This is a genomic window from Actinomycetospora corticicola (genome assembly GCF_013409505.1).
Classification (GTDB): Bacteria; Actinomycetota; Actinomycetes; order Mycobacteriales; family Pseudonocardiaceae; genus Actinomycetospora; species Actinomycetospora corticicola.
Window position 1 is genome coordinate 3,883,895 of sequence record NZ_JACCBN010000001.1, and the last position, 23,818, is coordinate 3,907,712.

19 protein-coding genes and 1 pseudogene are annotated in these 23,818 nt (G+C 71.3%); 4 read left to right on the forward strand and 16 right to left on the reverse strand.

Features of this window, described 5'->3' with window-relative positions:
• Window positions 1-99: 99 nt before the first annotated feature.
• The 5 genes from rimI to glmS all read right to left on the reverse strand — a co-directional run bounded on the left by rimI (window position 100) and on the right by glmS (window position 6,485).
• Window positions 100-597, reverse strand: coding sequence for a ribosomal protein S18-alanine N-acetyltransferase (gene rimI / locus BJ983_RS18840; protein WP_179797991.1), 498 nt, complete (start codon window positions 595-597; stop codon window positions 100-102).
• A 71-nt stretch (window positions 598-668) separates the two neighbouring features.
• Window positions 669-1,847: an alpha/beta fold hydrolase gene (locus BJ983_RS18845; RefSeq protein ID WP_179795228.1), complete on the reverse strand. Its 1,179-nt coding sequence runs from the start codon at window positions 1,845-1,847 to the stop codon at window positions 669-671.
• A gap of 87 nt (window positions 1,848-1,934) precedes the next feature.
• Window positions 1,935-3,077: an alanine racemase gene (alr, locus tag BJ983_RS18850; protein WP_179795229.1), complete on the reverse strand. Its 1,143-nt coding sequence runs from the start codon at window positions 3,075-3,077 to the stop codon at window positions 1,935-1,937.
• Window positions 3,074-4,540 carry an NAD(P)H-hydrate dehydratase gene (locus BJ983_RS18855; RefSeq protein ID WP_179795230.1) on the reverse strand — a complete coding sequence of 489 codons (1,467 nt, stop codon included), beginning with the start codon at window positions 4,538-4,540 and terminating at the stop codon, window positions 3,074-3,076. Before BJ983_RS18855 ends, alr begins: the two co-directional genes overlap by 4 nt.
• A gap of 76 nt (window positions 4,541-4,616) precedes the next feature.
• A complete protein-coding gene (glmS, locus tag BJ983_RS18860; RefSeq protein WP_179795231.1) occupies window positions 4,617-6,485 on the reverse strand; it encodes a glutamine--fructose-6-phosphate transaminase (isomerizing) in 1,869 nt (622 codons plus the stop codon).
• A 116-nt stretch (window positions 6,486-6,601) separates the two neighbouring features.
• On the opposite strand from glmS, the gene BJ983_RS18865 reads away from it, so the two are divergent.
• On the forward strand, window positions 6,602-7,492 hold the full coding sequence (locus BJ983_RS18865; protein WP_179795232.1) for a dienelactone hydrolase family protein: 891 nt from the start codon (window positions 6,602-6,604) through the stop codon (window positions 7,490-7,492).
• On the opposite strand, the gene BJ983_RS18870 is transcribed toward BJ983_RS18865, so the two are convergent.
• The 8 genes and pseudogenes from BJ983_RS18870 to eccCb form a co-directional block, all read right to left on the reverse strand.
• Entirely contained in the window at window positions 7,468-8,313 is an 846-nt protein-coding gene (locus BJ983_RS18870) for a WXG100 family type VII secretion target (protein ID WP_179795233.1), read from the reverse strand. The two genes, BJ983_RS18865 and BJ983_RS18870, sit on opposite strands and share 25 nt — an antisense overlap.
• A gap of 59 nt (window positions 8,314-8,372) precedes the next feature.
• The gene (gene glmM / locus BJ983_RS18875) at window positions 8,373-9,740 is read right to left on the reverse strand and encodes a phosphoglucosamine mutase (RefSeq protein ID WP_179795234.1); all 1,368 of its coding nucleotides are present in this window, start codon (window positions 9,738-9,740) and stop codon (window positions 8,373-8,375) included.
• Window positions 9,740-10,315 carry a 30S ribosomal protein S9 gene (gene rpsI / locus BJ983_RS18880; protein WP_343054253.1) on the reverse strand — a complete coding sequence of 192 codons (576 nt, stop codon included), beginning with the start codon at window positions 10,313-10,315 and terminating at the stop codon, window positions 9,740-9,742. The genes glmM and rpsI overlap by 1 nt, the downstream gene beginning before the upstream one ends.
• Entirely contained in the window at window positions 10,312-10,755 is a 444-nt protein-coding gene (gene rplM / locus BJ983_RS18885; protein WP_179795235.1) for a 50S ribosomal protein L13, read from the reverse strand. Before rplM ends, rpsI begins: the two co-directional genes overlap by 4 nt.
• A gap of 168 nt (window positions 10,756-10,923) precedes the next feature.
• Entirely contained in the window at window positions 10,924-11,208 is a 285-nt protein-coding gene (locus BJ983_RS18890) for a WXG100 family type VII secretion target (protein ID WP_179795236.1), read from the reverse strand.
• Window positions 11,209-11,219: 11 nt separating this feature from the next.
• Window positions 11,220-11,531, reverse strand: coding sequence for a WXG100 family type VII secretion target (locus BJ983_RS18895; RefSeq protein ID WP_179795237.1), 312 nt, complete (start codon window positions 11,529-11,531; stop codon window positions 11,220-11,222).
• 92 nt (window positions 11,532-11,623) lie between these two features.
• Window positions 11,624-13,516: a type VII secretion-associated protein gene (locus BJ983_RS18900; protein ID WP_179795238.1), complete on the reverse strand. Its 1,893-nt coding sequence runs from the start codon at window positions 13,514-13,516 to the stop codon at window positions 11,624-11,626.
• Window positions 13,513-16,026: pseudogene (gene eccCb, locus BJ983_RS18905) on the reverse strand (type VII secretion protein EccCb); the annotation flags it as partial. The gene BJ983_RS18900 and the pseudogene eccCb, both read right to left, overlap by 4 nt.
• Window positions 16,027-16,048: 22 nt before the next feature.
• Here eccCb and BJ983_RS18910 point away from each other — a divergent pair.
• Window positions 16,049-17,593 (forward strand): recombinase family protein, encoded by a 1,545-nt coding sequence (locus BJ983_RS18910; protein WP_179795239.1) that lies wholly within the window; start codon window positions 16,049-16,051, stop codon window positions 17,591-17,593.
• Between the two features lie 51 nt (window positions 17,594-17,644).
• Here the strand turns inward: BJ983_RS18910 and BJ983_RS18915 are convergent, their stop codons facing one another.
• Window positions 17,645-18,097, reverse strand: a complete 453-nt coding sequence (locus tag BJ983_RS18915) for a hypothetical protein (protein ID WP_179795240.1) — start codon at window positions 18,095-18,097, stop codon at window positions 17,645-17,647.
• Window positions 18,098-18,391: 294 nt separating this feature from the next.
• On the opposite strand from BJ983_RS18915, the gene BJ983_RS18920 reads away from it, so the two are divergent.
• Both BJ983_RS18920 and BJ983_RS18925 read left to right on the forward strand, forming a co-directional pair.
• Entirely contained in the window at window positions 18,392-19,207 is an 816-nt protein-coding gene (locus tag BJ983_RS18920; protein ID WP_179795241.1) for a hypothetical protein, read from the forward strand.
• Window positions 19,204-20,169, forward strand: a complete 966-nt coding sequence (locus tag BJ983_RS18925) for a hypothetical protein (RefSeq protein WP_179795242.1) — start codon at window positions 19,204-19,206, stop codon at window positions 20,167-20,169. Before BJ983_RS18920 ends, BJ983_RS18925 begins: the two co-directional genes overlap by 4 nt.
• A 766-nt stretch (window positions 20,170-20,935) precedes the next feature.
• Here BJ983_RS18925 and BJ983_RS18930 read toward each other — a convergent pair.
• Both BJ983_RS18930 and BJ983_RS18935 read right to left on the reverse strand, forming a co-directional pair.
• A complete protein-coding gene (locus BJ983_RS18930) occupies window positions 20,936-21,778 on the reverse strand; it encodes a hypothetical protein (protein ID WP_179795243.1) in 843 nt (280 codons plus the stop codon).
• Window positions 21,779-22,577: 799 nt separating this feature from the next.
• A complete protein-coding gene (locus tag BJ983_RS18935; protein WP_179795244.1) occupies window positions 22,578-23,603 on the reverse strand; it encodes an AAA family ATPase in 1,026 nt (341 codons plus the stop codon).
• Between the last annotated feature and the right edge of the window lie 215 nt (window positions 23,604-23,818).

Here is a 23,818-nt window from a genome sequence, read left to right on the forward strand (position 1 = left end):
GTGGGTGACGGCGCCCGGGAGGCCGACCCGTCGTCGCGGGTGCCGAGCCGGCTCCGGTGCCGTTCGTTTTGGCACTCTACCGCCGCGAGTGCCAATCCATCAACGAGGGTCGTGCGGGCGTGTGGCGGCGGTCGGGACGGCCGGTCGACGCATGGTGTGCGCGTCCGCCCCGCTCGCGTAGTAGCGCCGTCGGGTGCCCACCACCTCGAAGCCCTCGGAGCGGTAGAGCGCCAGCGCGGGCACGTTGTCGGTGCGCACCTCGAGGAAGGTGACCGCCTCGATCGCGTCGGCGCGGTCGAGCAGCGCGCGGAGCAACCGGCGGCCCACTCCGTGCCCCTGCACCATCGGGTCCACCCCGATCGTGTGCACCTCGGCCTCCGCCGGGTCCCGTCCGAAGGCGGGGGCGGGCAGCAGCGCGATCCCGGCGTAGCCCACCAGCCGGCCACCCGCCCGGGCGGCCACGTACGGGTGGCCCGCGTGCAGCTCCGAGCGGAACGCGTCGGCGCTCCACGGGTCGTCGCCGGGGAAGAGCAGCGCCTCCAGCCGGGCGCACTCCGCGGCGTCCGCCGGGGTCAGCGGCCCGAGGACGACGGGCACCTCCGGCGCCCCTCCCCGTGGCGGCGGAGCGTCGTCGCCGTCGCGGCGGGAGGCGGCGTCCCCCGGTCCGGTCACGCCCGTCGTCGGGGTCGGCGCAGCCGCGACCGGCGGGACGACGATCCGGCCTCCTGCGGCCGGAGGCGGCGGAGCACCTGGCTGCGGTGGGTGCAGCGGCGCAGCAGTTCGAGCAGGGCCGCGTCGAACTCCCCGGGCTGCTCGAGCATCGCCATGTGGCCCGCGCCCTCGAGCGGGAGCAGCTCGGCCCGCGGCAGCTCGGCGGCGATCACCTCGGAGTGCGAGTACGGGATCATGACGTCGCGGGTGCCGCCGGCGACGAGCACCTCGCACTGCGAGAGGCCCCGCAGCGCCGCCTTGCGGTCGTGGGTGGAGAGCGTGTTCGCGAACGAGGTGAGGACGTCGAGGGCGGTCGAGGCGATCGTCGAGTCGACGAGGTCGATCAGCGCCGGGTCGACGTCCTGGTCCCCGAACGAGAAGCGCGCGACCGCGGCCCACATCGCGTTGCCACCGAGTCGGCGGATCCGGTCGACGGTGGCCGGGCGCCAGTGGGCGAGCCGGCCGAGGACGTTGACGGTCGGGTTGCGGTGCGAGAGCACCGCGCGCTGCAGGCCGACGGTGCCGACGTCGCCCGCCGAGGTCGACACGAGCGCGACGCCGAGCACGCGGTCGCGGAAGAGCGCGGGGTGCCGCTCGGCCAGCGCCATGATCGTCATGCCGCCCATGGAGTGGCCGACCAGCACGAGGTCGCCCTCCGGGGCCACGGTGCGGATCACGGCGTCGAGGTCCGCGCCGAGCTGGGCGATGGTGCAGGCCCGTGCCGAGCACTGTCCGGATCGGCCGTGCCGGCGCTGGTCGTAGAGGACGACGCGGACGGCGGGGTCGGTGAGGCCCGCGAGCATCCGACGCTGGAAGTGCCAGCAGCGCCGGTCCAGCGCGAACCCGTGGACGAGGACGACCGTCAGTTCGGGCTTCGCCCCCGGCGTGACCGGGTCGACCTCCTCGACGGCGAGCCGGACCCCGTCGTCGGCGGCGACCGAGGACTCCCGCCCGCGGGGCAGCAGGCCGAGCTGGGAGGGGTGGGCGGACTCGTGCTCCTCGAGCTCGGCGCGGGCCTTCACCACCCGGGAGCGGGCACGACCCGCGCCGACGGCGCCGACCGCGGCCGCGCCACCCAGCACCGTGCCCGCGATCGCCCCGATGATCCCGCCGGTGTGCCGCCGGTCGTCGCTCATCGGTCGTCGCCCGCGGACCGCGCCGCCGCCGCCGTCGTCATGACTGGCCTTCTACCACGTCCGCACCCGAATAACCCGTGAAGTCGGTCAGCCCACCACGGTCCGGACCGGCCGGGGCCGGCTCCCGACCCCGGTGACGATCTCGTAGTGGATGGTGCCGAGCAGCTCCGCCCACTCGGCCGCGCTCGGCCCGCCGTCGTCCCCCGCGCCGAAGAGCAGCACCTCGTCACCCTCGGCGACGCCGTGGTCGGTCCCGCTCGGGCCGAGGTCGACCATCACCTGGTCCATGCACACCCGTCCGACGACGGGGCGGCGGACCCCGCCGATCCCGACCGTCAGCCTCCCCGTGGACCCGAGCAGCCGGGGCACGCCGTCGGCGTACCCGACCGGCACGAGGGCGAGGACCCGGTCGGTGGGCGTGGTCCAGATGTGGCCGTAGGAGACGCCCTCGCCGGCGGCGACGGTCTTGAGCAGCGCGACCCGGCTGCGCAGCGACATGGCCGGGCGCAGGGCGGTCGGCTCCCCCGCCCCGGCGATCGGGTCGAGCCCGTAGACCGCGATCCCGGGCCGGACGAGGTCGCGGTGCAGGTCGGGCCGGGTGAGCGTGGCGGCGGAGTTCGCGACGTGCGCGAGCAGCGTCCGCCCGAGCCGGGTCCGCGCGGCGGCGTGGGCGTCGTCGAACCGGCCGGCCTGGACTTCGATGGTCGGGTGGGCCGGGGCGTCGGCGTGCGCGAGGTGGGTCCACACCGCGACCGGTTCGACCTCGCCCGCGGCCGTGTGATCGGCGACGGCCTCGAGGAGATCGCCCCACCCGTGCGGCGGGCAGCCGTTGCGCGAGAGCCCCGTGTCGATCTTGAGGTGGATGCGGGCGGGCCGTCCCGCGGCCCGGGCGCCCGCCGCGACGGCGGCGAGGTCGCGGCGGGAGGCGACACCGAGGTCGACGTCGGTCGCGACGGCGGGGGCGAAGTCCTCGTCGGGCACGTGCAGCCATGACAGGACCGGGGCGGTGATCCCCGCCGCGCGCAGCTGCGCGGCCTCCTCGAGGGTGCACACCCCGAGCCAGCGGGCGCCGGCGTCGAGCGCGGTGCGTGCCACGTCGACGGCCCCGTGGCCGTACCCGTCGGCCTTGACCACCGCCATCGTCCCGGCGCCGGCGGCGAGCCCGACCAGGTGGCGGACGTTGTGGCGGACGGCGTCCAGGTCGATCCGGACCTCCGCGCGGGGGCTCACACCGCCTCCCGGACCGAGCGGATGGCCTCGGGCAGCGCGGCCTGGACGTGGGAGGCGGGGACGGGGGCTCCCCGCGAGCCCAGCTCCGCGGCGCGGGCGTGGACGAACGCGGCGCAGCCGCCGGCGTCCAGGGGGTCGAGGCCTGCGGCCAGCAGCGCCCCCGCGACGCCCGAGAGGACGTCGCCCGAGCCCGCCGTCGCGAGCCAGGAGGAGCCCGCCGGGTGCACCAGCACCCGGCCGTCCGGCGCCGCGACGACCGTGGCGTTGCCCTTGAGCAGGACCGTCACGCCGAGTTCGGCCGCGGCCCGGCGGGCGGCGCCGATCCGGTCGACGGCGGGGTCGGGCGGGTCGTCGAACGAGGCGACGAGGCGGGCGAACTCCCCGGCGTGCGGCGTCACCAGCGTCGTCGTCGCGGCGGCACGGGCCCGCAGGTCGGCGTCGGCGCCGAGCAGGGTGATCGCATCGGCATCGGCGAGCACCGGGAGGCCGGCGTCGAGCACGTGGCGCAACGTCGCGGCGCCGGCGTCGTCGGTGCCCAGCCCCGGCCCGACGGCCCAGGCCTGGACGCGCCCGGCGTCCTCGACGTGGTCGGTGGCGACGACCTCGGGCCAGGCGGCCCGGACCTCGTCGGCGGCGGACCCGGCGTAGCGGACCATCCCGCTGGTGGCCAGGGCGGCGGCGCCGCTCGCGAGCACGGCCGCGCCCGGGTAGGTGGCGCTGCCGGCGGCGATCCCGACGACGCCCTGGGTGTACTTGTCGTCGGTCGGACCGGGCACGGGCCAGCGCGCCCCGACGTCGGCGGCCTCCAGCACCCGGGCGTGCGGCTCCCCGAGCTCCGGTCCCAGCCCGACGTCGATGAGCGTCACCGGGCCGCACCGGTCCCGGTTCAGCACGTGCACCGGCTTGCGGGCCCCGAAGGTGACCGTCGCCGTGGCGCCGACCGCCCGATCGGGCACGACCCCGGTCCGCGGGTCGACGCCGGACGGGGTGTCGATCGCGAGGACCGGGACCCCCGCGGTGTCGGCCGCGTCGACGAGGACGGGCGCGGGGTCGCGCAGCCCGCCCCGGGCCGAGATGCCGACGATCGCGTCGAGGACCAGGTCGGCCCGGCCGATCGCGACGACGGCGGGCTCGACCTCGGTCAGCACCCGCGCGCGGAACGAGCGCAGGGCCTCGAGGCCGGCCGGGTGGGCCCGGTCGGGGGCCAGCAGCACCGCGGTGACGGCGACGCCCCGGCGGCAGAGGTCGGCCCCGGCCCAGAGCCCGTCGCCCCCGTTGTTGCCCGCGCCGACGAGGACGACGACCCGGCGTCCGACGACCCCGCCCGTCCGCTCGCTCAGCAGGCGCAGCGCGACCTGGGCCGCGCCGTGGGCCGCGCGGCGCATGAGCGCCCCCTCGGCCGTACGCGCCAGGACGGGTTCCTCCGCGGCCTGCACCTGCTCGGGCGTCCAGACGCCGTACACGATGTGCCTCCTTCGTCGGCAGGTGAGCACTGAGGGGGCTGTAGCCCCACTTTCTGCTCACCTGCGCGCAGCGCACCTATTCGACGGTCACGGACTTCGCGAGATTGCGCGGTTTGTCGACGTCGTACCCGCGGGCGCGGGCGACCTCGGCGGAGAACACCTGCAGCGGCACGGTGGCGACGAGCGGCTGGATCAGGGTCGGCACCACCGGCACCTCGATCAGCGTGCTCGCGAACGGCCGCACCGTCTCGTCGCCGCGCTCGGCGATGACGATCGTGCGCGCCCCGCGGGCCTGGATCTCCCGGATGTTCGACAGCAGCTTCGCGTGCAGCGTCGCCCGCCCCCGCGGCGAGGGCATCACCACGACGACGGGGAGGTCCTGCTCGATCAGCGCGATCGGCCCGTGCTTGAGCTCGCCCGCCGCGAAGCCCTCGGCGTGCATGTAGGCGAGTTCCTTGAGCTTCAGCGCCCCTTCGAGGGCCACCGGGTAGCCGACGTGGCGACCGAGGAAGAGGACCGCCTTCGAGTCGGCGAGCTCGCGGGCCAGCGCCCGGGTCGGCTCGACCGCGGAGGCCAGCACCTTCTTCACCGCGTCCGCCGAGGCGACGAGCTGGTGGTACTCGCGCTCCACCTCGTCGGCGTACTTCGTGCCACGGTTCTGCGCGAGCGCGAGACCCACGAGGTAGCAGGCGACGACCTGCGACGTGAAGGTCTTCGTGGCCGCGACCCCGACCTCCGGCCCGGCGTGCGTGTAGAGCACGGCATCGGATTCGCGCGGGATCTGCGCGCCGTTGGTGTTGCAGATGGCCAGCACGCGGGCCTTCTGCTCGCGGGCGTGCCGGACGGCCTCGAGGGTGTCGGCGGTCTCGCCGGACTGCGAGATCGCGACGACGAGCGTGGACCGGTCGAGCACCGGGTCGCGGTAGCGGAACTCGCTCGCGACCTCGACCTCCACCGGGATGCGGCACCAGTGCTCGATCGCGTACTTCGCCAGCAGGCCGGCGTGGTAGGCGGTGCCGCAGGCGACGACGAACACCTTGTCGATGTCGCGCAGCTCCTGGTCGGAGAGGCGCTGCTCGTCGAGCACGATCCGGCCGTCGACGAGGTGGCCGCGCAGCGTGTCCGCGAGGGCCGCCGGCTGCTCCTCGATCTCCTTCGACATGAAGAAGTCGTGGCCGCCCTTCTCGGCGGCCGCGATGTCCCAGTCCACGTGGAACGGGCGGGTCGCGGCGAGGTCGCCGTGGAAGTCGGTGACGACCGCGCCCTCGCGCGTCAGCGTGACGATCTGGTCCTGGCCCAGCTCGACGGCGTCGCGGGTGTGGTCGATGAACGCCGAGACGTCGGAGGCCACGAACGTCTCGCCGTCCCCGATGCCGACCACCAGCGGCGACGACCGGCGGGCCGCCACGATCTCGTCGGGCCGCCCGGCGTGGGTGAGCACGAGGGTGAACGCACCCTCGAGCCGGTTGACCACGCGCCGGACGGCGGCGGTGAGCCCGGCGTCGGGCTCCTCGTCGAAGGCCCGGGCGACGAGGTGCGCCGCGACCTCGGAGTCGGTGTCGCTGGCGAGTTCCACCCCGGCGTCCTCGAGCTCGGCGCGCAGCGCGACGAAGTTCTCGATGATGCCGTTGTGGACGACGGCCACCCGGCCGGTCGCGTCCCGGTGCGGGTGGGCGTTCCGGTCGGTCGGCGCGCCGTGCGTGGCCCAACGGGTGTGGCCCATGCCGGTCCGCGCCGGGTGCTCCGCGTCCTCGGGGTGGGCGTCGGTGACCCGCACCAGGTTGTCCAGCGCGCCCGCCGCGCGGTGGACCTCCACCGTCGTCGAGTCGGGCGTCACCGTCGCGACGCCCGCCGAGTCGTACCCCCGGTACTCCAGCCGCCGCAGTCCGCCCAGCAGGACGTCGCGTGCCGGGCGCCAGCCCACGTACCCCACGATGCCGCACACGGGCTCCGAGCGTAGGTGGACGGAAGTGGACCTTGACCGGCGGCCGGGGTGACGCAGCCGTCACGGCCGTGTTCCAGCAGGCCAGTGCGGGTGGGGATGCACTACCGTGCCGCGCCATGGCCAGTGCGAAGCAGATCGTCGCCGAGCTCGGGCGCCCGGGCCCGCACCAGGTGCTGCGCGGGGACCTCGCGCTGGTGGGCCTGCCCGGGGTGCTCTTCACCCCCGCGTCGGGTGAGCTGCTCCCCGCCGTCGCCTTCGGGCACGACTGGCTGAACCCGGCCCCGCGCTACCTCGGGCTCCTGCGTCACCTGGCGTCGTGGGGGATCGTCGTGGCCGCGCCGGACACCGAGCGCAGCCCGTTCGCCTCGCACCGCAAGCTCGCCGGGGACCTGCGCACCGCGCTCGACGTCGTGTCCACCGTGCGCCTCGGCGGCACCGCCCGCGGTGCGGCGGTGAGCGTCGACCCCCGCAAGCTCGGTCTCGCCGGCCACGGCATGGGGGCGGCCGCCGCCGTCCTGGCCGCCGCGACGCCGCCGCCCGCGACGCGGGTCCAGGCCGTGGGCGAGCCGTACTGGGAGAGCGGCTCGGAGATCGCCGAGGCGCGGGGGCAGGTCGAGGCCGTCGCCACGATCGCCCTGTCGGAGTCCCGCCCGCCCGCGCAGGACGCCGCGCGCGCGGTGCACCGCCCCGGCCTGCACATCGCGTTCGGCAAGGACCTGGTGTCCCCGCCGTCAGCCGGCGCGGAACCGGTCGCCGCGGCCTGGGCCGGCCCGTCGGTGCTGCGCACCGTGAAGAAGGCCAGCCACATGGCGATCGTCGAGGGCAGGCACTGGAGCGACCTGGTGCTCGACGGCAAGGCCGACCTGGGCGTCGGCACGACGGTCAAGGCCCTGCTCACCGGGTTCCTGCTGCACCACCTGAACGGCGAGAAGGCGTACGCCGACCTCGTCGACGGCGCGGTCAAGGGCACCGAGGTGCGGGTCTACCGGGAGTCGTCGACCGTCTGAGCCCCGTCGTCCGGCTCCTCGCCCATCCCGAGCCCGCCCAGCGCGGCGAGGATCTCCGGGAGCGCCAGCAGGTCGGGCGGCAGGCCACCGGTGTCCGCGGGCTCCCCCACCTCGACGGCCGTCCCCGACAGCCGCCGCAGCACCCCGAGGCGGTCGGCCAGCTCCCGCCAGGCGTCCGCGATCGTCGCGTCCGTGCGGTCGGCGACGACGAGGTAGCGCTGCAGCACGGCGTCGAGGGCCGCGGCCCAGGAGCGGGCGGCCGCGGGGACAGCGCCGGGCCGCGGTGGTGGTCCGGGGTCACCGGCGCCGAGCGCCCGGGCGGCGGCCGCCCGGTCGGTGACGTCGTCGGCGACCGCGAGCCCGGCGGCCTCCACCGTCTCGGCGGTCTCCGCGAGCATCGTGACGATCTCCTGGGCCGCCCGCCCGAGGGCGACCACCCGGTCCGCGACCTCCTCGGCCGACGGCCCCGACCAGCGCTCCCACAGCGTGCCCGCCTCCTCGGCGAGCGCGCGGTGGCGGGCGCGGACCCGGTCGGCGGCCCGGCGGAGGTCCTCGGCGCCGGCGGCGATCGCGGCGAACCGGATGCCCCGCTGCGCGGTGTGCCGGGCCCGGAGACCGGCGGCGTCGACCGGCGGAGCGGGCAGGCCCGCGGTCTCCGTCAGCGCCACCCGGGCGGGCAGGACGGCGACGATCCGCTCGACCGCGGCGTCGCCCGCGGCGAGCAGCGCGTCGGATGTGTCGGCGCCGAGCTGACCGAGCCGTCGCGGTGGCGGGACCGCGGACAGCGGTCCGGTCCCGCGCCCGCCGTCACGCCGTGTCACGGGCTCCAGGGTCCCCCACCGCGTACACCGGCCCCACACCGGCCCCACCGGCGGGAGGCCTACGCGCGGACGTCGGCGACGAGACCGGCGAGGCGACCCGCGACGTCGCGGGCGGTGTCCTCGGTGGGCGCCTCGACCATCACCCGCACCACCTGCTCGGTGCCCGACGGCCGCAGCAGGACCCGGCCGTGCCCGGCCAGCGCGGCCTCCTCGGCGGCGACGGCGTCGGCCACCCGGGCGGACGTCCCCACGGCCGCCTTGTCGGCGACCGGCACGTTGAGCAGCACCTGCGGGAGACGGTGCACCACGCCGGCGAGCTCGGCGAGCGGGCTTCCGGTGGTGGTCATGCGGGCCATCAGCCGCAGCGCGGTGAGCAGCCCGTCGCCCGTGGTGGCGTGCGAGGGCAGCACCACGTGCCCGGACTGCTCCCCGCCCAGCGAGAACGCGCCCGCGCGCAGCTCCTCGAGCACGTAGCGGTCGCCCACGGCCGTCGTGCGGACCGCGATGCCCGCCTCCCGCATGGCCAGGTGCAACCCGAGGTTGCTCATCACGGTGGCGACGAGGGTGTCGCCCGCGAGCTCGCCGTCGGCGTGCAGCGCGAGGGCGAGCACCGCGAGGATCTGGTCCCCGTCGACCACCGACCCGTCGGCGGCCACCGCGAGGCACCGGTCGGCGTCGCCGTCGTGGGCGATGCCGAGGTCGGCGCCGTGCTCCACGACCGCCTTCGCGAGGCCCTCGAGGTGGGTCGAGCCGACGCCCTCGTTGATGTTCCAGCCGTCCGGTTCCGCCGCCAGCGTCGTCACCCGGGCCCCGGCCCGCTCGTAGGCGCGGGGGGCCGCCAGCGACGCCGCGCCGTGGGCGCAGTCGACGACCACGTGCACGCCCTCGAGGGCGTGCGGGGTGGCCACCAGCAGGTGGTCGAGGTAGCGGTCGAGCGCGTCGGGCACGTCGGTGACGCGGCCGATCCCGCGCCCCGTGGGCCGCCGGTCGGGCTGCGCGACCCCGCCGAGACGGGCCTCGATCTCGTCCTCGAGGGCGTCGGGCAGCTTGTGCCCGCCGGCCGCGAACAGCTTGATGCCGTTGTCGGGCATCGGGTTGTGCGACGCGGAGATCATGACGCCCAGGTCGGCCCCGAGCGTGGCGGTCAGGTGCGCGACCGCGGGGGTCGGCAGCACGCCGACCCGCCGGACGTCCGCACCGGCCGCCGAGAGGCCCGCGCACACCGCGGCCTCGAGCATCTCGCCGCTGGCCCGCGGGTCGCGGCCCACCACCGCCACCGGCCGCGCCGCTCCGTCACCCGACACGACACCGCCCGCGTGCTCGACGAGCACACGGGCGGCGGCGGACGCGACGGAGAGCGCCAGCTCGGGGGTGAGGTCCGCGTTCGCGAGGCCGCGGACGCCGTCGGTCCCGAACAGGCGACCCATCAGCGCTTCGAGTACTGAGGGGCCTTCCGAGCCTTCTTGAGGCCGTACTTCTTGCGCTCCGTGGCCCGCGCGTCGCGGGTCAGGAAGCCCGACTTCTTCAGACCGGGACGGTCCTCCGGGTCGACGATGATGAGCGCCCGGGCGATCGCCAGACGCAGCGCACCGGCCTGGCCGGAGGTCCCGCCACCGTGCAGCCGCGCGTAGATGTCGAACTGCTCGGTACGCTCGGTGTCGACCAGGGGCTCACGGATGAGCTGCTGGTGCACCTTGTTCGGGAAGTACTCGTCGAACGCCTTGCCGTTCATCGTCAGCTTGCCGCTACCGGGCACCAGACGGATGCGGACCACGGCCTTCTTGCGACGGCCGACGGTCTGGATCGGGCGGTCGAGCGAGGCGAACACCGGCGCCGGGGCGTCACCGAAGACCTCGGCGCCCAGCTCGTCGTCGGTCTCGGACCCGGCGAAGTCGCCGGAGTCCAGGTCCGCGGCCTCGGCGAGCGACTGCCCGCCTTCCGGCGCCTCGGACGTGACCTCGAAGTCGGTCTCGTTCTCGACGTTGTCGTCGGGGGTGGTCACTGGCTCACCTGTCGAATCTCGAACGGAACGGGCTGCTGGGCGGCGTGCGGGTGCTCGGGGCCCGCGTAGACCTTGAGCTTGGACGCCATGGCCCGGCCCAGACGGTTCTTGGGCAGCATGCCCTTGATGGCCTTCTCGACCAGACGGTCCGGGAAGCGCTCGAGCTCCTCGCCCACGGTGCGCTTCTTCAGCCCGCCCGGGTAGCCACTGTGGTGGTAGACGAAGCGGTCGTCCCGCTTGTTACCGGTGAGCGCCACCTTCTCCGCGTTCACGATCACCACGAAGTCACCGGTGTCGACGTGCGGGGCGTAGGTCGGCTTGTGCTTGCCCCGCAGCAGCTGGGCGGTCTGGCTGGCCAGCCGGCCGAGCACGACGTCGGAGGCGTCGATGACGTGCCAGGCGCGGTCGATGTCGCCGGGCTTCGGACTGAACGTGCGCACGGAAGCTACCTCGTCACGGTCATACTGGGTCGGTACGTCAGGTGGTGACACTCGCGGCGGTCGTCCCGAGGGGAATCCGCACACTGCATCACCTTCGCGGCAGGCGTTCACCGCGCAACGACTGTTCAGAGTACGCGGCGGCCCCCACCGGCCCGTCACCCACCCCCGTCAGTACCGGGCGGCGTTGCGTTGCTCCACCGCCCGGTAGGTCTGCTCGGCCTGCCCGAGCCGTCCCCCGACGAGGCCGAGGACCTGGGCGAGGTCGGCCCAGGCGGTGTCGATCTCGCGCTGCCGGGCGCGGTACTGCTCGGCCGCGGCACCGGTCCAGCCCGCGACGAGCGGGGCGAGCCGCCGCTCGAGGTCGTCGAGCTGCCCGCGGATGCGGGTCGCGGTGGCGGTCACGTTCTGCTGGGCGGCGGAGAGCTCGCCGAAGGTCACGCGGATCTCGTCCATGTCGTCTCCTCCTAGCCCAGGGCCCGGCCGATGCGCGAGGTCGAGGCGGCGACCTCGTCCTCGGCGGCCCGGTAGCCGACCGCGGAGGCCTGGACGGACTCCGCGATGGCCCCGAGGGCCGCGTTGATCCGGTTCGCGTCGTCGTTCCAGCGCGCCATCAGCTGCGAGAAGGCGACCGACGCGTCGCCCCGCCAGGTCGCCTCCAGGGGGACCAGCTGCCCGCGCAGCTGCGCGAGCTGCGCGGTGATCTGGTCCCGCACCTCCAGGACGTGCTGCCCCGCCCCCTGCATCAACTGCGTCTCGGTCCCGAACTGTCCTGCCATCCCCGCTCCTCCCACCGACGTGCCGCTCCGACGGTGACATCCCGACGGCGGGCGCGGGTGCGGTTCGGGAGAACTCGTCCCCGCCGGATCGCTCAGGGCGGGCTGCGCAGCGTCCCCACCACCCGCTCGCAGGCCGCGAGCACGGCGTCCCGCGAGGCCTCGTCGTGGCGGCAGCCCACCGAGAGCTGGGTGCTCCCGAGGAAGAGCACGACCCAGTCCACCGTCGTCCCGGGCGCCGGGACCTGCCGGTAGGTCGCCACCTCGCGCCCGGCGAACGTCGTCTCGGGCTGCAGGTCCGACACCCCGCCCCCGGCGGACCGCGCCGCCTCGAACCCGGCGAGCAGCTGGGCCCGCGCCCCGGCCGGGTCCGGCGAGGCGAGCGCGCTCTCCTGCACCGCGACGAGGTTCGGGCCGGTCGGCTGCCCCTCGGGCCGGATGCGGCTGCGACGGTACTCCGCGTCGGAGCCGTCGACGGTCCAGCCCGCCGGGAGCTCGTAGGCGTGGGCGAAGACCGAGACCACCGTCGGCGCGCTCGCCCCCGCCGTCGGCCCCTCCCCGCCCCGCAGCCCGGCCACCGCCAGGATCAGCACGACCACCGCCACCGTCGCCGCGGCCACCAGCCCCGCCCGGCGGCGGGGGTCCCGCCCGCCCGGACCGACCGGGGGCCCCACCCGGGCCGGGAGCCGCCCCGCCGGGACGAGCTCGTGGGCGATCCGCACCGTCGGGCCGTCGGGGTCGACGCGGGGTCCGGGTCCCGACGACGGGGTCGGGAGCGGAGCCGCGGAGGCGGCGGGAGCCGGAACGCTCGCCCGGACCGGGGCACGCACTCCCGCGGAACCCGCGCCGCCGGCCGGAGCGGTCGGACGGGCGGGACCGGCCACCGGCCACTCGGGCAGCAGCACCGGGCGGACCGCCGGCGCGGGGACGGGCACCCGCCCGGCGGCGGCTGTCGCGAGCAGGGCACCGCGGGCGACGACGGTCCGCGGATCGGCCGGGACCACCGGCGGCACGCCGAGCCCGCGGTGCACGAGGGTCGCGAGCAGCGGGGTCCGGGCCAGGCCGCCGACCAGCCGGACGTCGGCGAGGCGCGCGGCGGGCACCCCGGCCTCGTCGAGCACGCCGGCGAGCAGGTCGACGAGGTCGCCGCAGGGTGCCCGGAGGAGGTCCTCGAGTTCGCCCCGCGAGCACCACGCCGTGCCGGCCGTACCGGGCAGCGGCACGTCGGCCTGCTCGGACTCGGAGAGCCGCTCGCGGGCGTCGCGCACGTCCTCGACGAGCACCTGACGGTGCCGACGGTCCGGCAGGGTGGCGCCCTCGACCACGGCGTGCACCCGGGCGACGTCCCCGGTGGTGGCGGTCAGGCCCGCCACGACGTGCGCCAGGAGCAGTTCGTCGGCGTCGTCCCCGCCGAAGGCGCTTGAGGCCCGGTGCGCCAGCACGTGCCCGGTCGCGTCGACGACCGCGGCCGTCGCCCCCCGTGCGCCGACGTCGAGCACGGCGGTCGGACCGTCGCGGCCGGTCGGACGCATCCAGCGCGCGTGGGCCGCCGCGGCCACGGGTTCGGCCACCAGCGCGAGGTCGGCCGCGAGTCCGGTCCCGGCGCGCCGCAGGACCTCCCGCCGCCGCGCCCCCCAGTCCGCGGGGTGGGTGAGCACGAGGACGTCCGGGCGCTCCCCGCGCAGGGCGGGCCGCGCCCGGTCGACCGCCGCCGCGAGGACGGCGCCGAGCGCCTCGACGACCCCGACGGTGCGGGTGCCGAGCAGGAGGGAGTCGGCGTCGACGGCGCGGCGCGGTCGCGGTTCGAGGCGGGTGGGGTCGGCCGCGGCCCGCGCCCGCGCGGCGGCGCCGGTGACGAGGGCGGCGTCGTCCGGGGCGAACACGGCCGGGAGGTCCGGGGCGAGCTCGACCGCCTCGGCCCCGCCGCCCGGGTCGACCACGGCGACGACGCCGGTGTCGCCGAGGTCGACCGCGACGCGGCGGCTCACGGGTCGTCCCGGGCGGGGGTGGGCCGGATCGGCTCGTCCGGGTCGCGCCACGCGAGCTGCACGAGCGTCTCCCCGTGCCGGCGGGTCACGAGCACGGCCCGCCCGGGGGGCCGCGGGCCCGGCCGGGCCGCGCCGACCAGCGGGCCCTCGTCCCGGCTGCCGTGCCCGACCAGGCCGGGCGTGGCCAGCTCGCGCAGCCGGGCGAGGACCGGCTCGAACATCGCCCGGGAGGCGCCGCCGACGCGGCGGGCCACGACCACGTGCAGCCCGATGTCCTTGGCCTGGGCCAGCAGGTCGAGCAGCGCGGTGAGCGGGTTGCCGGTCGCGGTGGCGACGAGGTCGTGGTCGTCGACGAGGAGGAACACCTCGGGACCGGTCCACCAGGACCGGGCACGCAGCTGCTCGGGGGTGACGTCGGGCCCCGGGAGCCGGCGGCGCAGCGAGGCGACGAGGTCGGTCATCGCCTCGGTGAGCGCGTCCGCGGTCGAGGTGTAGCTGATGAGGTGCTCGGACTCGACGGCCCCGAGCAGTCCCCGCCGGTAGTCGACGATCATGAGTCGGGCCTGCGCGGGCGTGTACCGGGTGACCACCTGGTGGGCGAGCAGCCGCAGGAACGACGTCTTGCCGGACTCGCCGTCGGCGTAGACCAGCAGGTGGGGGTCCGCGGCCACGTCGAGCAGGACCGGCGCGAGCCGGTCCTCGTCGACCCCGATCGGCAGCAGGTGCCGCTCCCCGACGTCCGGACCGGGCAGGGCCGCGACGTCCACCCGGTCCGGCAGCAGTTCGACCGGGGCCACGCCGGTCCCGGGCCACGCGGCGGCGACGGCGGGGACGACGTCGGGCTCGGGGAGCGCGACGAGGACGTGGCTGCGGTCGGGCGCGATGCCGTGCCCGGGGCGGCCGGTCGGGACCGTGGCGGCCACCCGGCGGTCGACCTCGGACTCCCCGGGGTCGCCGAGCCGCAGCTCGATGCGGGTGCCGAGCAGGTCCTTCAACGCGGGCCGCAGGTCCGCCCAGCGCCCGACCCCGATCGCGACGTGCACCCCGTAGGACAGCCCGGTGGTCGCCAGCGTGAGGACCGTGGCCTCGAGCGCCTCGTGGTCGGCGCGGAACGCGTGCCAGCCGTCGACGACGAGCACGAGGTCGCCGAACGGGTCGGGCAGGTCCTCCCCGCGTCGCCGGCGCTCGCGCAGGTCGGCGACCGAGGCGATCCCCCGCTCGCGGAACCAGCGTTCGCGGGCGGTGGCCACGGCCGCGACCTCGGCGACGACGCGACGCACGAGGTCGGTGTCGCCGCGGCCGGCGACGGTGCCGACGTGCGGGAGGTCGGCGAGCCCCGCCAGGGTCCCGCCGCCGAGGTCGACGACGTGGAAACCCAGCTCGTCCGGGGTGTGGGTGAGCGCCGCGGCGCAGATCAGGGTGCGGAGCAGGGTCGACGTCCCGGCGCGCGGTCCCCCGGCCACGCCCACGTGGCCCGCCGCCCCCGAGAGGTCGGCCCAGAGCACCTCCCGGCGCTGCTCGTAGGGCCGGTCGACCAGGCCCAGCGGGAGGCGCAGGGTGCCGTTCGCCGGGAAGCCCGGGGCGCGCCGACCGCGGTCGGTGTCCGACAACGGCGGGAGCAGGGTCGTCAGCCCGACCGGCCCGGCGAGCGGGGGCAGCCACACCTCGTGGGCCGGGGGCCCCGCGTCGCGCAGCCGGTCCACCACGGTGTCGAGCACGCTCGGCGCGGCGTCGTCCGGCGTCGGACCGACCGGGGCGGGCAGGGCGACGGAGCCGTCCGGCGGGTCGACCCAGCCGCCGTGGAAGGGCCGGGGCACGGCGTGGCGTCGGGACGGGGTCGCGGCGGGGCGCGGGGCGTCGCCCGCGCGGCGGACCGGGCCGGACACGTACCCGGCGGTGAAGCGCACCATCGTCGAGGTGTCCGAACGCAGGTAGCCCGTGCCGGGCACCGCGGGCAGCGTGGCGGCGTCCGGGACCCCGAGGACGGCGCGGGAGTCCGCGGCGGAGAACGTCCGCAGCCCGATCCGGTAGGAGAGGTGCGACTCGAGCCCGCGCAGCCGCCCCTCGTCGACGCGCTGCGAGGCGAGCAGCAGGTGGATCTGCAGCGAGCGGCCGAGCCGGCCGATCGCGGTGAACAGGTCGGCCAGGTCGGGCTTCTGGTGCAGCAGCTCGGAGAACTCGTCGACCACCACGAACAGGGCGGGCAACGGCGTGAGGTCGGCGCCGCGCTCCCGGGCCCGCTCGTAGTCCGCCACCGAGGCGAGGTTCCCGGCGGCCCGCAGCAGTTCCTGACGACGGGTCATCTCGCCCGCGAGGGCGTCCTGCATCCGGTCGACGAGCGCGAGGTCGTCGGCGAGGTTGGTGATCACGGCCGCGACGTGCGGCGCGTCGGCCAGGCCGGCGAACGTGGCGCCGCCCTTGAAGTCGACGAGGACGAGATTGAGCGCCGCCGACGAGTGGGTGGTGATCAGGCCGAGGACGAGGGTCCGCAGGAGCTCCGACTTGCCCGAACAAGGGTTGTACGCTCACTCTATGTCCGCTCTTCTCACCGCCCTCCGCGTTGTCCTCTACCTGCGGATCAGCTCCGACCGGGACGGCGATGCCCTAGGGGTGGAGCGACAGCGGGAGGACTGCCTGAACCGCGCTGAGCGTGAGGGTTGGACCGTAGTCGGTGAGTATGTGGACAACGACAAGGGTGCCTCTACGAAGAGCACGAAAAAGCGTCCCGAGTATGACCGGATGATCGGCGACGCAAGAGCCGGGAAGTTTGACGTCATCCTGGGTTATTCGGCTTCTCGTCTCACCCGTCGGCCGAAAGAGTACGAAACTCTGATTGAGCTTTCGGAGCGTCACAAGGTGCGGATTCGTACCGTTGCAAGCGGTGACGCTGACTTCTCAACGGCGGACGGCCGGGCCGTTGCCCGCACGATTGCGGCGTGGGACGCGGCGGAAGCTGAGCGGATCGGTGAGCGCGTAAGCCGTAAAGTCCGGGAGAATGTCAAAGCTGGGAAGTTTCTCGGTGGTCGTCGCCCGTTCGGTTTCGAGAGTGACGGCGTGACCATCCGGGAGTCTGAGGCGGAGGAGATCAGGAACGCTACCGCTACCGTTCTCCGTGGCGGCTCTCTTCGATCTATCGCCCTGGACCTGAACACCCGTGGCGTGAAGACCTCCGCCGGAAAGGACTGGAGTCCTCTCGCAGTTCGTGACCTTCTCCGTCGCCCCAGGAACTCCGGAATGGTGAAGTATGCGCCCACCGAGTGGGACGAGGATGACAACGGCAACAAGGTCCGCAAGGTGAACCGTTCTCACGCAGCGGTTGGTAAGGCTTCCTGGGATGCCATCGTGACGGAGGATGAGCGCCTGGCTGTGGTCGCCATTCTGGAGGACCCTAAGCGCAAGACCTCCCCCGGCAATCAGCCCTCTTACCTGGGCTCCAGCATCTACCTTTGTGGAGTCTGCGGAAGCAAGGTCCGAACCTCCGCTAGTGGTGGTCGCGCTACCCGCTACGTGTGCAACGGCGGAAAGGGCACCGGACCTAATCACCTCTCTCGCAATGCCGACAAGACGGACGCTCTTGTGAATGCAGAGATGGTGGAGTGGCTTACCGCGTTCATCGGCGTCAATAAGCTCATGGCTTCCAAGCCGGGGGCTTCCGTCACCCCGGAATGGTCCAGGCTCACCACGGAGCTAACGGCCGTCCAGGCACGCGCTACGGAACTTCAGGAGGACTACGCGGACGGGTACATGAGCCGTGCGGAGTTCCGTTCTGCCGTGGACCGCAACCGCGACCGTGAGGCACAGATCAGGGAGGAAATGGACCGGCTTACCGCTCCGTCCAACCGTCTCCCGATGTTTGACAACGTGAAGACTCCGGGGGAAGTCCCGGAGAAGTGGGAAGCCCTCTCCATCGAAGAGAAGCGCAAGGTGGTCGGATCTGCCCTCCAGGTCTCCATCCTGCCCACGGAGAAGCGTGGCCCGGTATTCGATCCGGAAAGCGTCCAGGTGACCCCTAAGCTCAACCCTCTTACTCTCGTCGGTGAGCCCAACGTCCCGGAGCACGATCACACGGACAAATAAGCCCTGAAACGACGAGAAGCCCCGTCCCGGAAGATTCCAGGGCGGGGCTCCTTAATATAAGCTACCTGCTAACCAGCCGTCCGGCATCGGTGGTCGAATCTCCTGCCATTCCCGTGTGATCTGGAGATTGAGTGCGTGGTACTCATCAGCGATGCGCTCAATATCGCCGATAGAAAACGCCTTCTGCGTAAGATTTCCTTTCAGGCGACTTTTGGAACAGATCAGCACAGGTGTCCCGTCCTCTTCGTCGTTGCCAAAGGGTCGGGGATTCACCTTACTGTCCGGGGACAGAGACGCCCGCCTCCACGTTCCGTGGATTATCCAATTGCGACTCTCTGCGAGCGGACCGATAGCGTCAACTCGCTCTTTGAATACTCGCAACATTTCCACCGTGCCGGAGAGGTCATTAGCCTCGTCCACACCGACCTTGACGGCCCAACGGAGCCATGACGTCGACTGCCCCTCTACGACCGGAATCGCGGCCCGAGAGCGGTAGAGGCTCATCAGCACCCACCGCAGAAGTTCATCCGTCCCCGCGCTAGCGATTGCAACCGCACCGATCCCCTGAGCTAGCTGAGCCGACTCTTCCGGCGAGTAGGTAGGAACCATGGTCTCCAGGTTAGGCCTGGGCCACGGAACGGCCGCTAGCTGCTCAACGGCCCGACCCATGCGGGATGAGGGAGCCCGTTCCTGGGGCTGAGAAGACCGTTGGTGCCCGACATGGAAACGGCCCCGCTCCGCCCCCACACGGGAGGGCTGGCTTCACTCGCCGCCGTCTGTCCGCCTAGCCTCACTCCCGTGACGCGGAGGCTCAGCCGAGGACTGCTGTTGCTCTACCCTGTCGGGGCCATCCTCTTCGTGGTCGGCGTGTGGGGAGGGCTGCCTGAGGCCCCACAGGGCTGGTGGGACACCACTGGGTTTGTCGTCAACCTTGTCTCTGGCCTCACCGCGGCGTGCATCGGCATCCCGACGGCCTTCTTCGTCCTGCAGAAGCTCCTAGACGACCGTGCGAAGAGGATAGCGCGAGAGGAAGCAATCCTACTGTCCCTCCGGAACCTTCTAGCGATCGAAGCGGACTTCCTAAGCATCTGGGGAATCGGCCGGGGAGAAGCCCAGGATAAGTGCATATCTATGCAGCTCATTACAGAACTACAGAGAGCGCGCAGCGCGGCAAGCCAAACCGCAGGAAGGCACTCCCGGACGGTCAAGGGCAACGGTCGCAAGCAATCTGTCGTCTCGCGTCCAGACGAAGTGCTTTTACCCTACGAGGACCCGCAGCCTCCACAAGTCGCTAGAGACGACGCTCTTGAGCGACTCGACCACCAACGACGAGTCATCGCGGATCGGTCCATCTCTAACGGCATTGCGCCCACTCCGAACGCTTCCCTAGCTCAGATTCTCTCGGTCCTACACGGCGCTGCGGAAACGGACCTCCTACACCCTTGTCGGCGAATGCGCGCGCGGTTGCCGACCGGTGCCGGGCCGACTGTGGTCCTGGACGAGTGGTCGCGCGTCCTCACCGGCTTAGAGCTGGAGCTGTCGCAGAGGCGCGCATGGCTCACACCGCTCATTGCGGAGATTGATCGCCACACCCTGCTTCTGGCGGAAAGGTGAGCAAGCTTCCGTCTTGGGACCTCCAGCTCGTGCCCAAAGCGCTGAAACGACCTCTGTGGCTGCTGGTTCCACTGGGAATCGCTCTTACGGCCGTGGGTCTCTTCGCGCCCTTCCCACAAGGTGAGACTGGCTGGTGGGACAAGACGGGTTTCATCGTCAACCTCGCATCCGGTTTGACTGCGGCGTGCTTTGGAATCCCGGTGGCCTTTTATGGCATCCAGTGGCTTCTCGAGAAGCGACAACGAGAGAATGAGCTCAAGACGCTGGAATACCTCTTGAGGAAGAACGTCCTCGATCTAGGGCGGGCCGGGACCGGGATCGTTCTTAGCCTTCTCGTCGGGAAACTCTCAGAGGCGCACGCCGCCGTTGTGAAAGTAGCGATGTTACTTAGTGCCCTCCAAGCTTACGATCAAGGCGCTGTTTGGAAACACGACAAGAGTCTTGGACAATCCAAAGCACACCTGGAAGAGCTCCTTGATAGCGTCCAGCACGACCACCTGGATGGCTTCATCGGATTAGAGGCGCTTTCAATGCTCGGTCGCCCAGACAACCACCGAATCGCGATTTCCAAGCTAAACACGATAATGACTGATCTTCTACCGCGTTTCGACTACCTAGAGCAAGCGTCTGGAATCTCCGAGTACGACTTGCACCTACTTGATGAATATCTACATAAGCCCAACGCTGTAGAGATTCTAAAGGCGTATGCCGAACCACCACTCTCGGGAAGGGTGGAACTTGTCCTTCCCTCGTCGAGTTCGGGTACGGGCTTTTCCATCAATACTGAGGCCCTCGCAGTACTGCAAGACGACACCTCTTCTGTCGTTTCTGCTTTATGGTATTACAATCAATTCTTGCAGGTTCTAGGGAGAGTCTGCTCCGCCTTGGAGGTCGACATCGAGCCTATGTTGGAATTCAGATCGATCTACCGGCCAAACTACGACGAGGAGTTGGGCCCATGAAGGAGATGCAGTACCTGCAAGAACGAACTTTTTGAACCCGGCGCTGGTTAGACAGCCCTCCCCGGCGGTCCCGTAGTCCATGGCTGGAGGGGGCACCCCCCGGCTAGGGGGGCATCGCGACGCGTCGACGCGCTCCAGCTCGACCGCACACAGACTTTGTCAATAAGAAAGAAGAAAAAGCAAAAGAGAAAAACAAAACAACAATTCGCATCGCAACGCTTGCGTTGTGTTGGCGTGCATGTCATGCCATGAGGGCAAGCCGTATGGTCAAGGCATATGCGTACGCATCACTGTTGTTGTGTGCTCAGCATGCTATTGCTCTTGTGCTTATTGCTTAGTGCAATGCATAGCGTGAGGGCTATGGATATGAGGGGGGCATGGCATAGGGCTAGGCCCAGGCAGTACAGGGGGTGAGGCATACCTACCTACCGGGTGGATAGAGCAGGGGGGCATATCAAGGGGGTGCACAGAAGGGAGGAAGGGCACAGCGCTAGATCAGCACTGCACCCTTCCCGGATTCCTGTCTCGTCCTAGCCGGGCACCGCTAGCTGGGTACGGGAGGCACGCTGCCTATCCGCCTTCCCGCACCCACAGGACTCAGTACGGCCGGACACGAGTCCCGATGTGTAGACCGGCCTCGTGATGCCGCAATCGCACCGGCAAGTCCACCGGGTATTCCTGCCACCGTTCCGGCAGGGCACCGGCTCAGCGGGCTCCAGGACTAGCCACCGGCCGAACCGCCTACCGGCTAGGTCTACCCCTGCCATTACCGGGAACGGCGAGGATCGAGAGTGGCACCCAGGGTCGGAAGAGAACCGGCGGCACGGCGGATTCCCTGTGCGTGCCCGATGGCTAGGGCACTCGCCTTCCGGCGGGAGTCCGACGAGGTGGCAGCCTTCCGAACGGCAGCACTAGAGATAGCGTCGTACAGCCGGTCAACATCGGTGCCCGACCATCCCCGGCCGGTTACGTACATCTTGAGCCAATGCCGGTCGGCAAGCATCGCTGCCACCGAATCGTCATGCTGCTCCACGTACCGGACAGCGGCAGCCTGTGCGGACACGGCGGAATGAGCCGCTCCGAGAAGCATCTTCGCATCCTCGCGGGCAACCATTTCCTGACCGGCAGGAACCTTCGGAAGTGCATCCTCCGTCAGCAGAGCAATAGCCGTGTCGGCTAGCGCCATAGCGTCCGCGGAAGCCTTCCCTAGTTCCCGACGACCGGACTCAATCAGCTCCTCCGCAACGGCCACCTTCCCGGCCGGATTCGCTAGCTGATCGTCAAGCGTGCGCTTCACCGACGAGGCTGCAACCGCAGCGCCGTTCTGCCCGGCCACGTACGCGTCACGGGCGGCAACGAGGACCTTCCCGGCATCGCCTAGGGCACCGGGTGAGTAGGCCCCGGCTCCAGCCGTTGCCTCCCGGCTCAGTGCCGCTCCGATCGTCTCGCGCTGTCCAGCCATCTCCTCATACCGGGAAGTGTCGGACGAGGCCATGAGGCCTCGATACGCGTTCGCGTCCGCCTTATCCCGCCGGTCGTTCGCCCGGTCACGGGCAGCGGCCACACGGTCCTCGTGCGCGATCACTGCGTCAGTGTCGTTCTCGTTCATCGTTGCTCTCTTCCAATTGACTCTAGGTGTCGCCTGATCGTCGCTATCTCGCACCGGGGACAGAGTGACGACCGACTCCGCCCCGACTGTTCGGAATGGCACCCCGACGAGGTGACACTCCTCTACTAATCGTCACTTGGTAGGGGGTCGCCGGCTTCGGCCTGCCCCGTTTCCGGTGACGTCATATTCCTGATCCGCTCCATGGCTTCCTCTTCCCGCCTACGGCGTTCCTGTGCCGTAATGAACTTCGGGGAGAAGTCATGCGTGCACGGGACTCCGAGCGTCTTACAGAAGCAACTCATCGGCGCCATAGTTCTCTACCTCTCCGAGCAATGAACCTGTGTCTCGTCACGAGTCATGTCCGTCTCTACCGGCCACACAATCCAGTCCGTCATAACGTGCCCCATCTCTTCCCGGTCATCCGGTCAAGGCTGGACTCACCGTTCTCCAGCCCGAACAACAGAACTCCGCCTAGGAGAGGTGGAGGAACGGCAAACCGTGCCTTCCACTCCTCGTCACTCTCTCCCGGCCTACGGCCTTCCTTTACGTTCTCCATCCACCTATGGATTCTCTGATCCTGGTCTGAGTACCTAGGCATAGGTCACCTGTGTTGCGTTAGGGATGGACGGAGCCACCCAGGGCTCCGCTAGGGCTCCGCCCTGTTCCTAGGCCATCTCAAGACACCCAGGCACGGACGGAGTCCGGTCAATTAAGTGGAGGACCGATCACGACAAGGTCCTAGGTAGTGATGATGTGATGAGGAGGGGGATATATAAGGGGGAACCATCATCATCACCACTCACCGGAGCGACCACCGGTCGCCTTCCCGCTGGAGCCGTCGCCTGATCTTCCCGTTGCCGGTCATGTGCGTCTGAGCGGTGCTCTCCGTCAGCACACCGGGGAACCTCTTAGCTAGCTCACCGGCTACGGCACGGCCGGACTTCTCCGGCCACTCCTGAGCCACCACGGCAGCCATAGCGGCCGCCTGTGCGTCCGTGAGGGCCTTCCTGCCCCTCTCCCGTCCGGCTGGAGCCTGTGACTCGTCCCCGGCTTCCTCGTGCTGCTCCTCCGGCTCCACCGGCCCGTGACTGAGTACGCGGTAGTCCGGCCCGGCTAGCGGCTGAGCGATAATCTCCGCCGGTTGTGCGAGTCCGTTCCCCTGGACATACAGGCCGGTATTCCCGCCCCGGAGTCGACGCCTAGCGGTCTGCCGAACCTGAATCCACGCACGGGACTTCTGGACAGGCACCCCGGTACCCATGGGTGCCGCCCCCCGTTTCGTTGCGTACTTCTCCGTCTCGTGGTGGAGGACCACAACGGGAATCCCCCGGCTCACGAGGAGGTCTAAGCCGTCATAGACGACCGTGGCGGCAGCCGTGTCATTCGGGTCCCCGGTGCTGCCATTCAAGTTGTCCAGGACGACAAAGTTCCGGCCGGTGCCGATCAGGAGTGAGGTGAGGTCACGCCACTCCTCCGGAGTCTTAGTCATCCCGGTTCGGTACATCGGTACGTCTAGAGCGTTAGCGTCAGGAACTCCCGCATAGATTCTCTGTGCGTACTCCTCCGGAGAACCGGGGTCCGTGCAGAGGATGGCTGGACGCCAGTCCTTCGACTCGTCCACCGGTTGCATTCCCAGGAACTCCCTCCCGTCCACCATGAGGGAGAGAAGCATGGACGCGACGAGGTAGGACTTCCCTACATTCGACGGTCCGTAGAGAGTCGTGATGCTGGAGGAGATGACTTCATGGAACACCCATCGTTCCGTCCGACTGGCACGCTCGAACGCTTCCGCTAGGGACAGAACCGGGAACCTCTCACTGGTCACCACTCGTCCCCTAGTCGACTATTCCAGCCCGGCCGGTGCTCGTTCACGAGACGCTCCGCCTCGTCGTCTAGGCCCTCGTCCATCACGCCGCGCGGAATCCGTACCGGCGCGACTGGCACCCACAACTCCGGGAAGCACCTTGCTTGAGATTCGTTCCGCGGATGGCCTTCTCCGACCCGCAATCACAACGGCAGTACCACCACGCTCCGTCCTTC

What these genes read in the sequence shown, in the direction of transcription:
- BJ983_RS18845 (WP_179795228.1), bottom strand. Translation starts at nt 1,847, where the DNA reads ATGAGCGACGACCGGCGGCACACCGGCGGGATCATCGGGGCGATCGCG.
- BJ983_RS18865 (WP_179795232.1), top strand. Translation starts at nt 6,602, where the DNA reads ATGGCCAGTGCGAAGCAGATCGTCGCCGAGCTCGGGCGCCCGGGCCCG.
- glmM (WP_179795234.1), bottom strand. Translation starts at nt 9,740, where the DNA reads ATGGGTCGCCTGTTCGGGACCGACGGCGTCCGCGGCCTCGCGAACGCG.
- BJ983_RS18890 (WP_179795236.1), bottom strand. Translation starts at nt 11,208, where the DNA reads ATGGACGAGATCCGCGTGACCTTCGGCGAGCTCTCCGCCGCCCAGCAG.
- BJ983_RS18895 (WP_179795237.1), bottom strand. Translation starts at nt 11,531, where the DNA reads ATGGCAGGACAGTTCGGGACCGAGACGCAGTTGATGCAGGGGGCGGGG.
- BJ983_RS18910 (WP_179795239.1), top strand. Translation starts at nt 16,049, where the DNA reads ATGTCCGCTCTTCTCACCGCCCTCCGCGTTGTCCTCTACCTGCGGATC.
- BJ983_RS18915 (WP_179795240.1), bottom strand. Translation starts at nt 18,097, where the DNA reads ATGAGCCTCTACCGCTCTCGGGCCGCGATTCCGGTCGTAGAGGGGCAG.
- BJ983_RS18930 (WP_179795243.1), bottom strand. Translation starts at nt 21,778, where the DNA reads ATGAACGAGAACGACACTGACGCAGTGATCGCGCACGAGGACCGTGTG.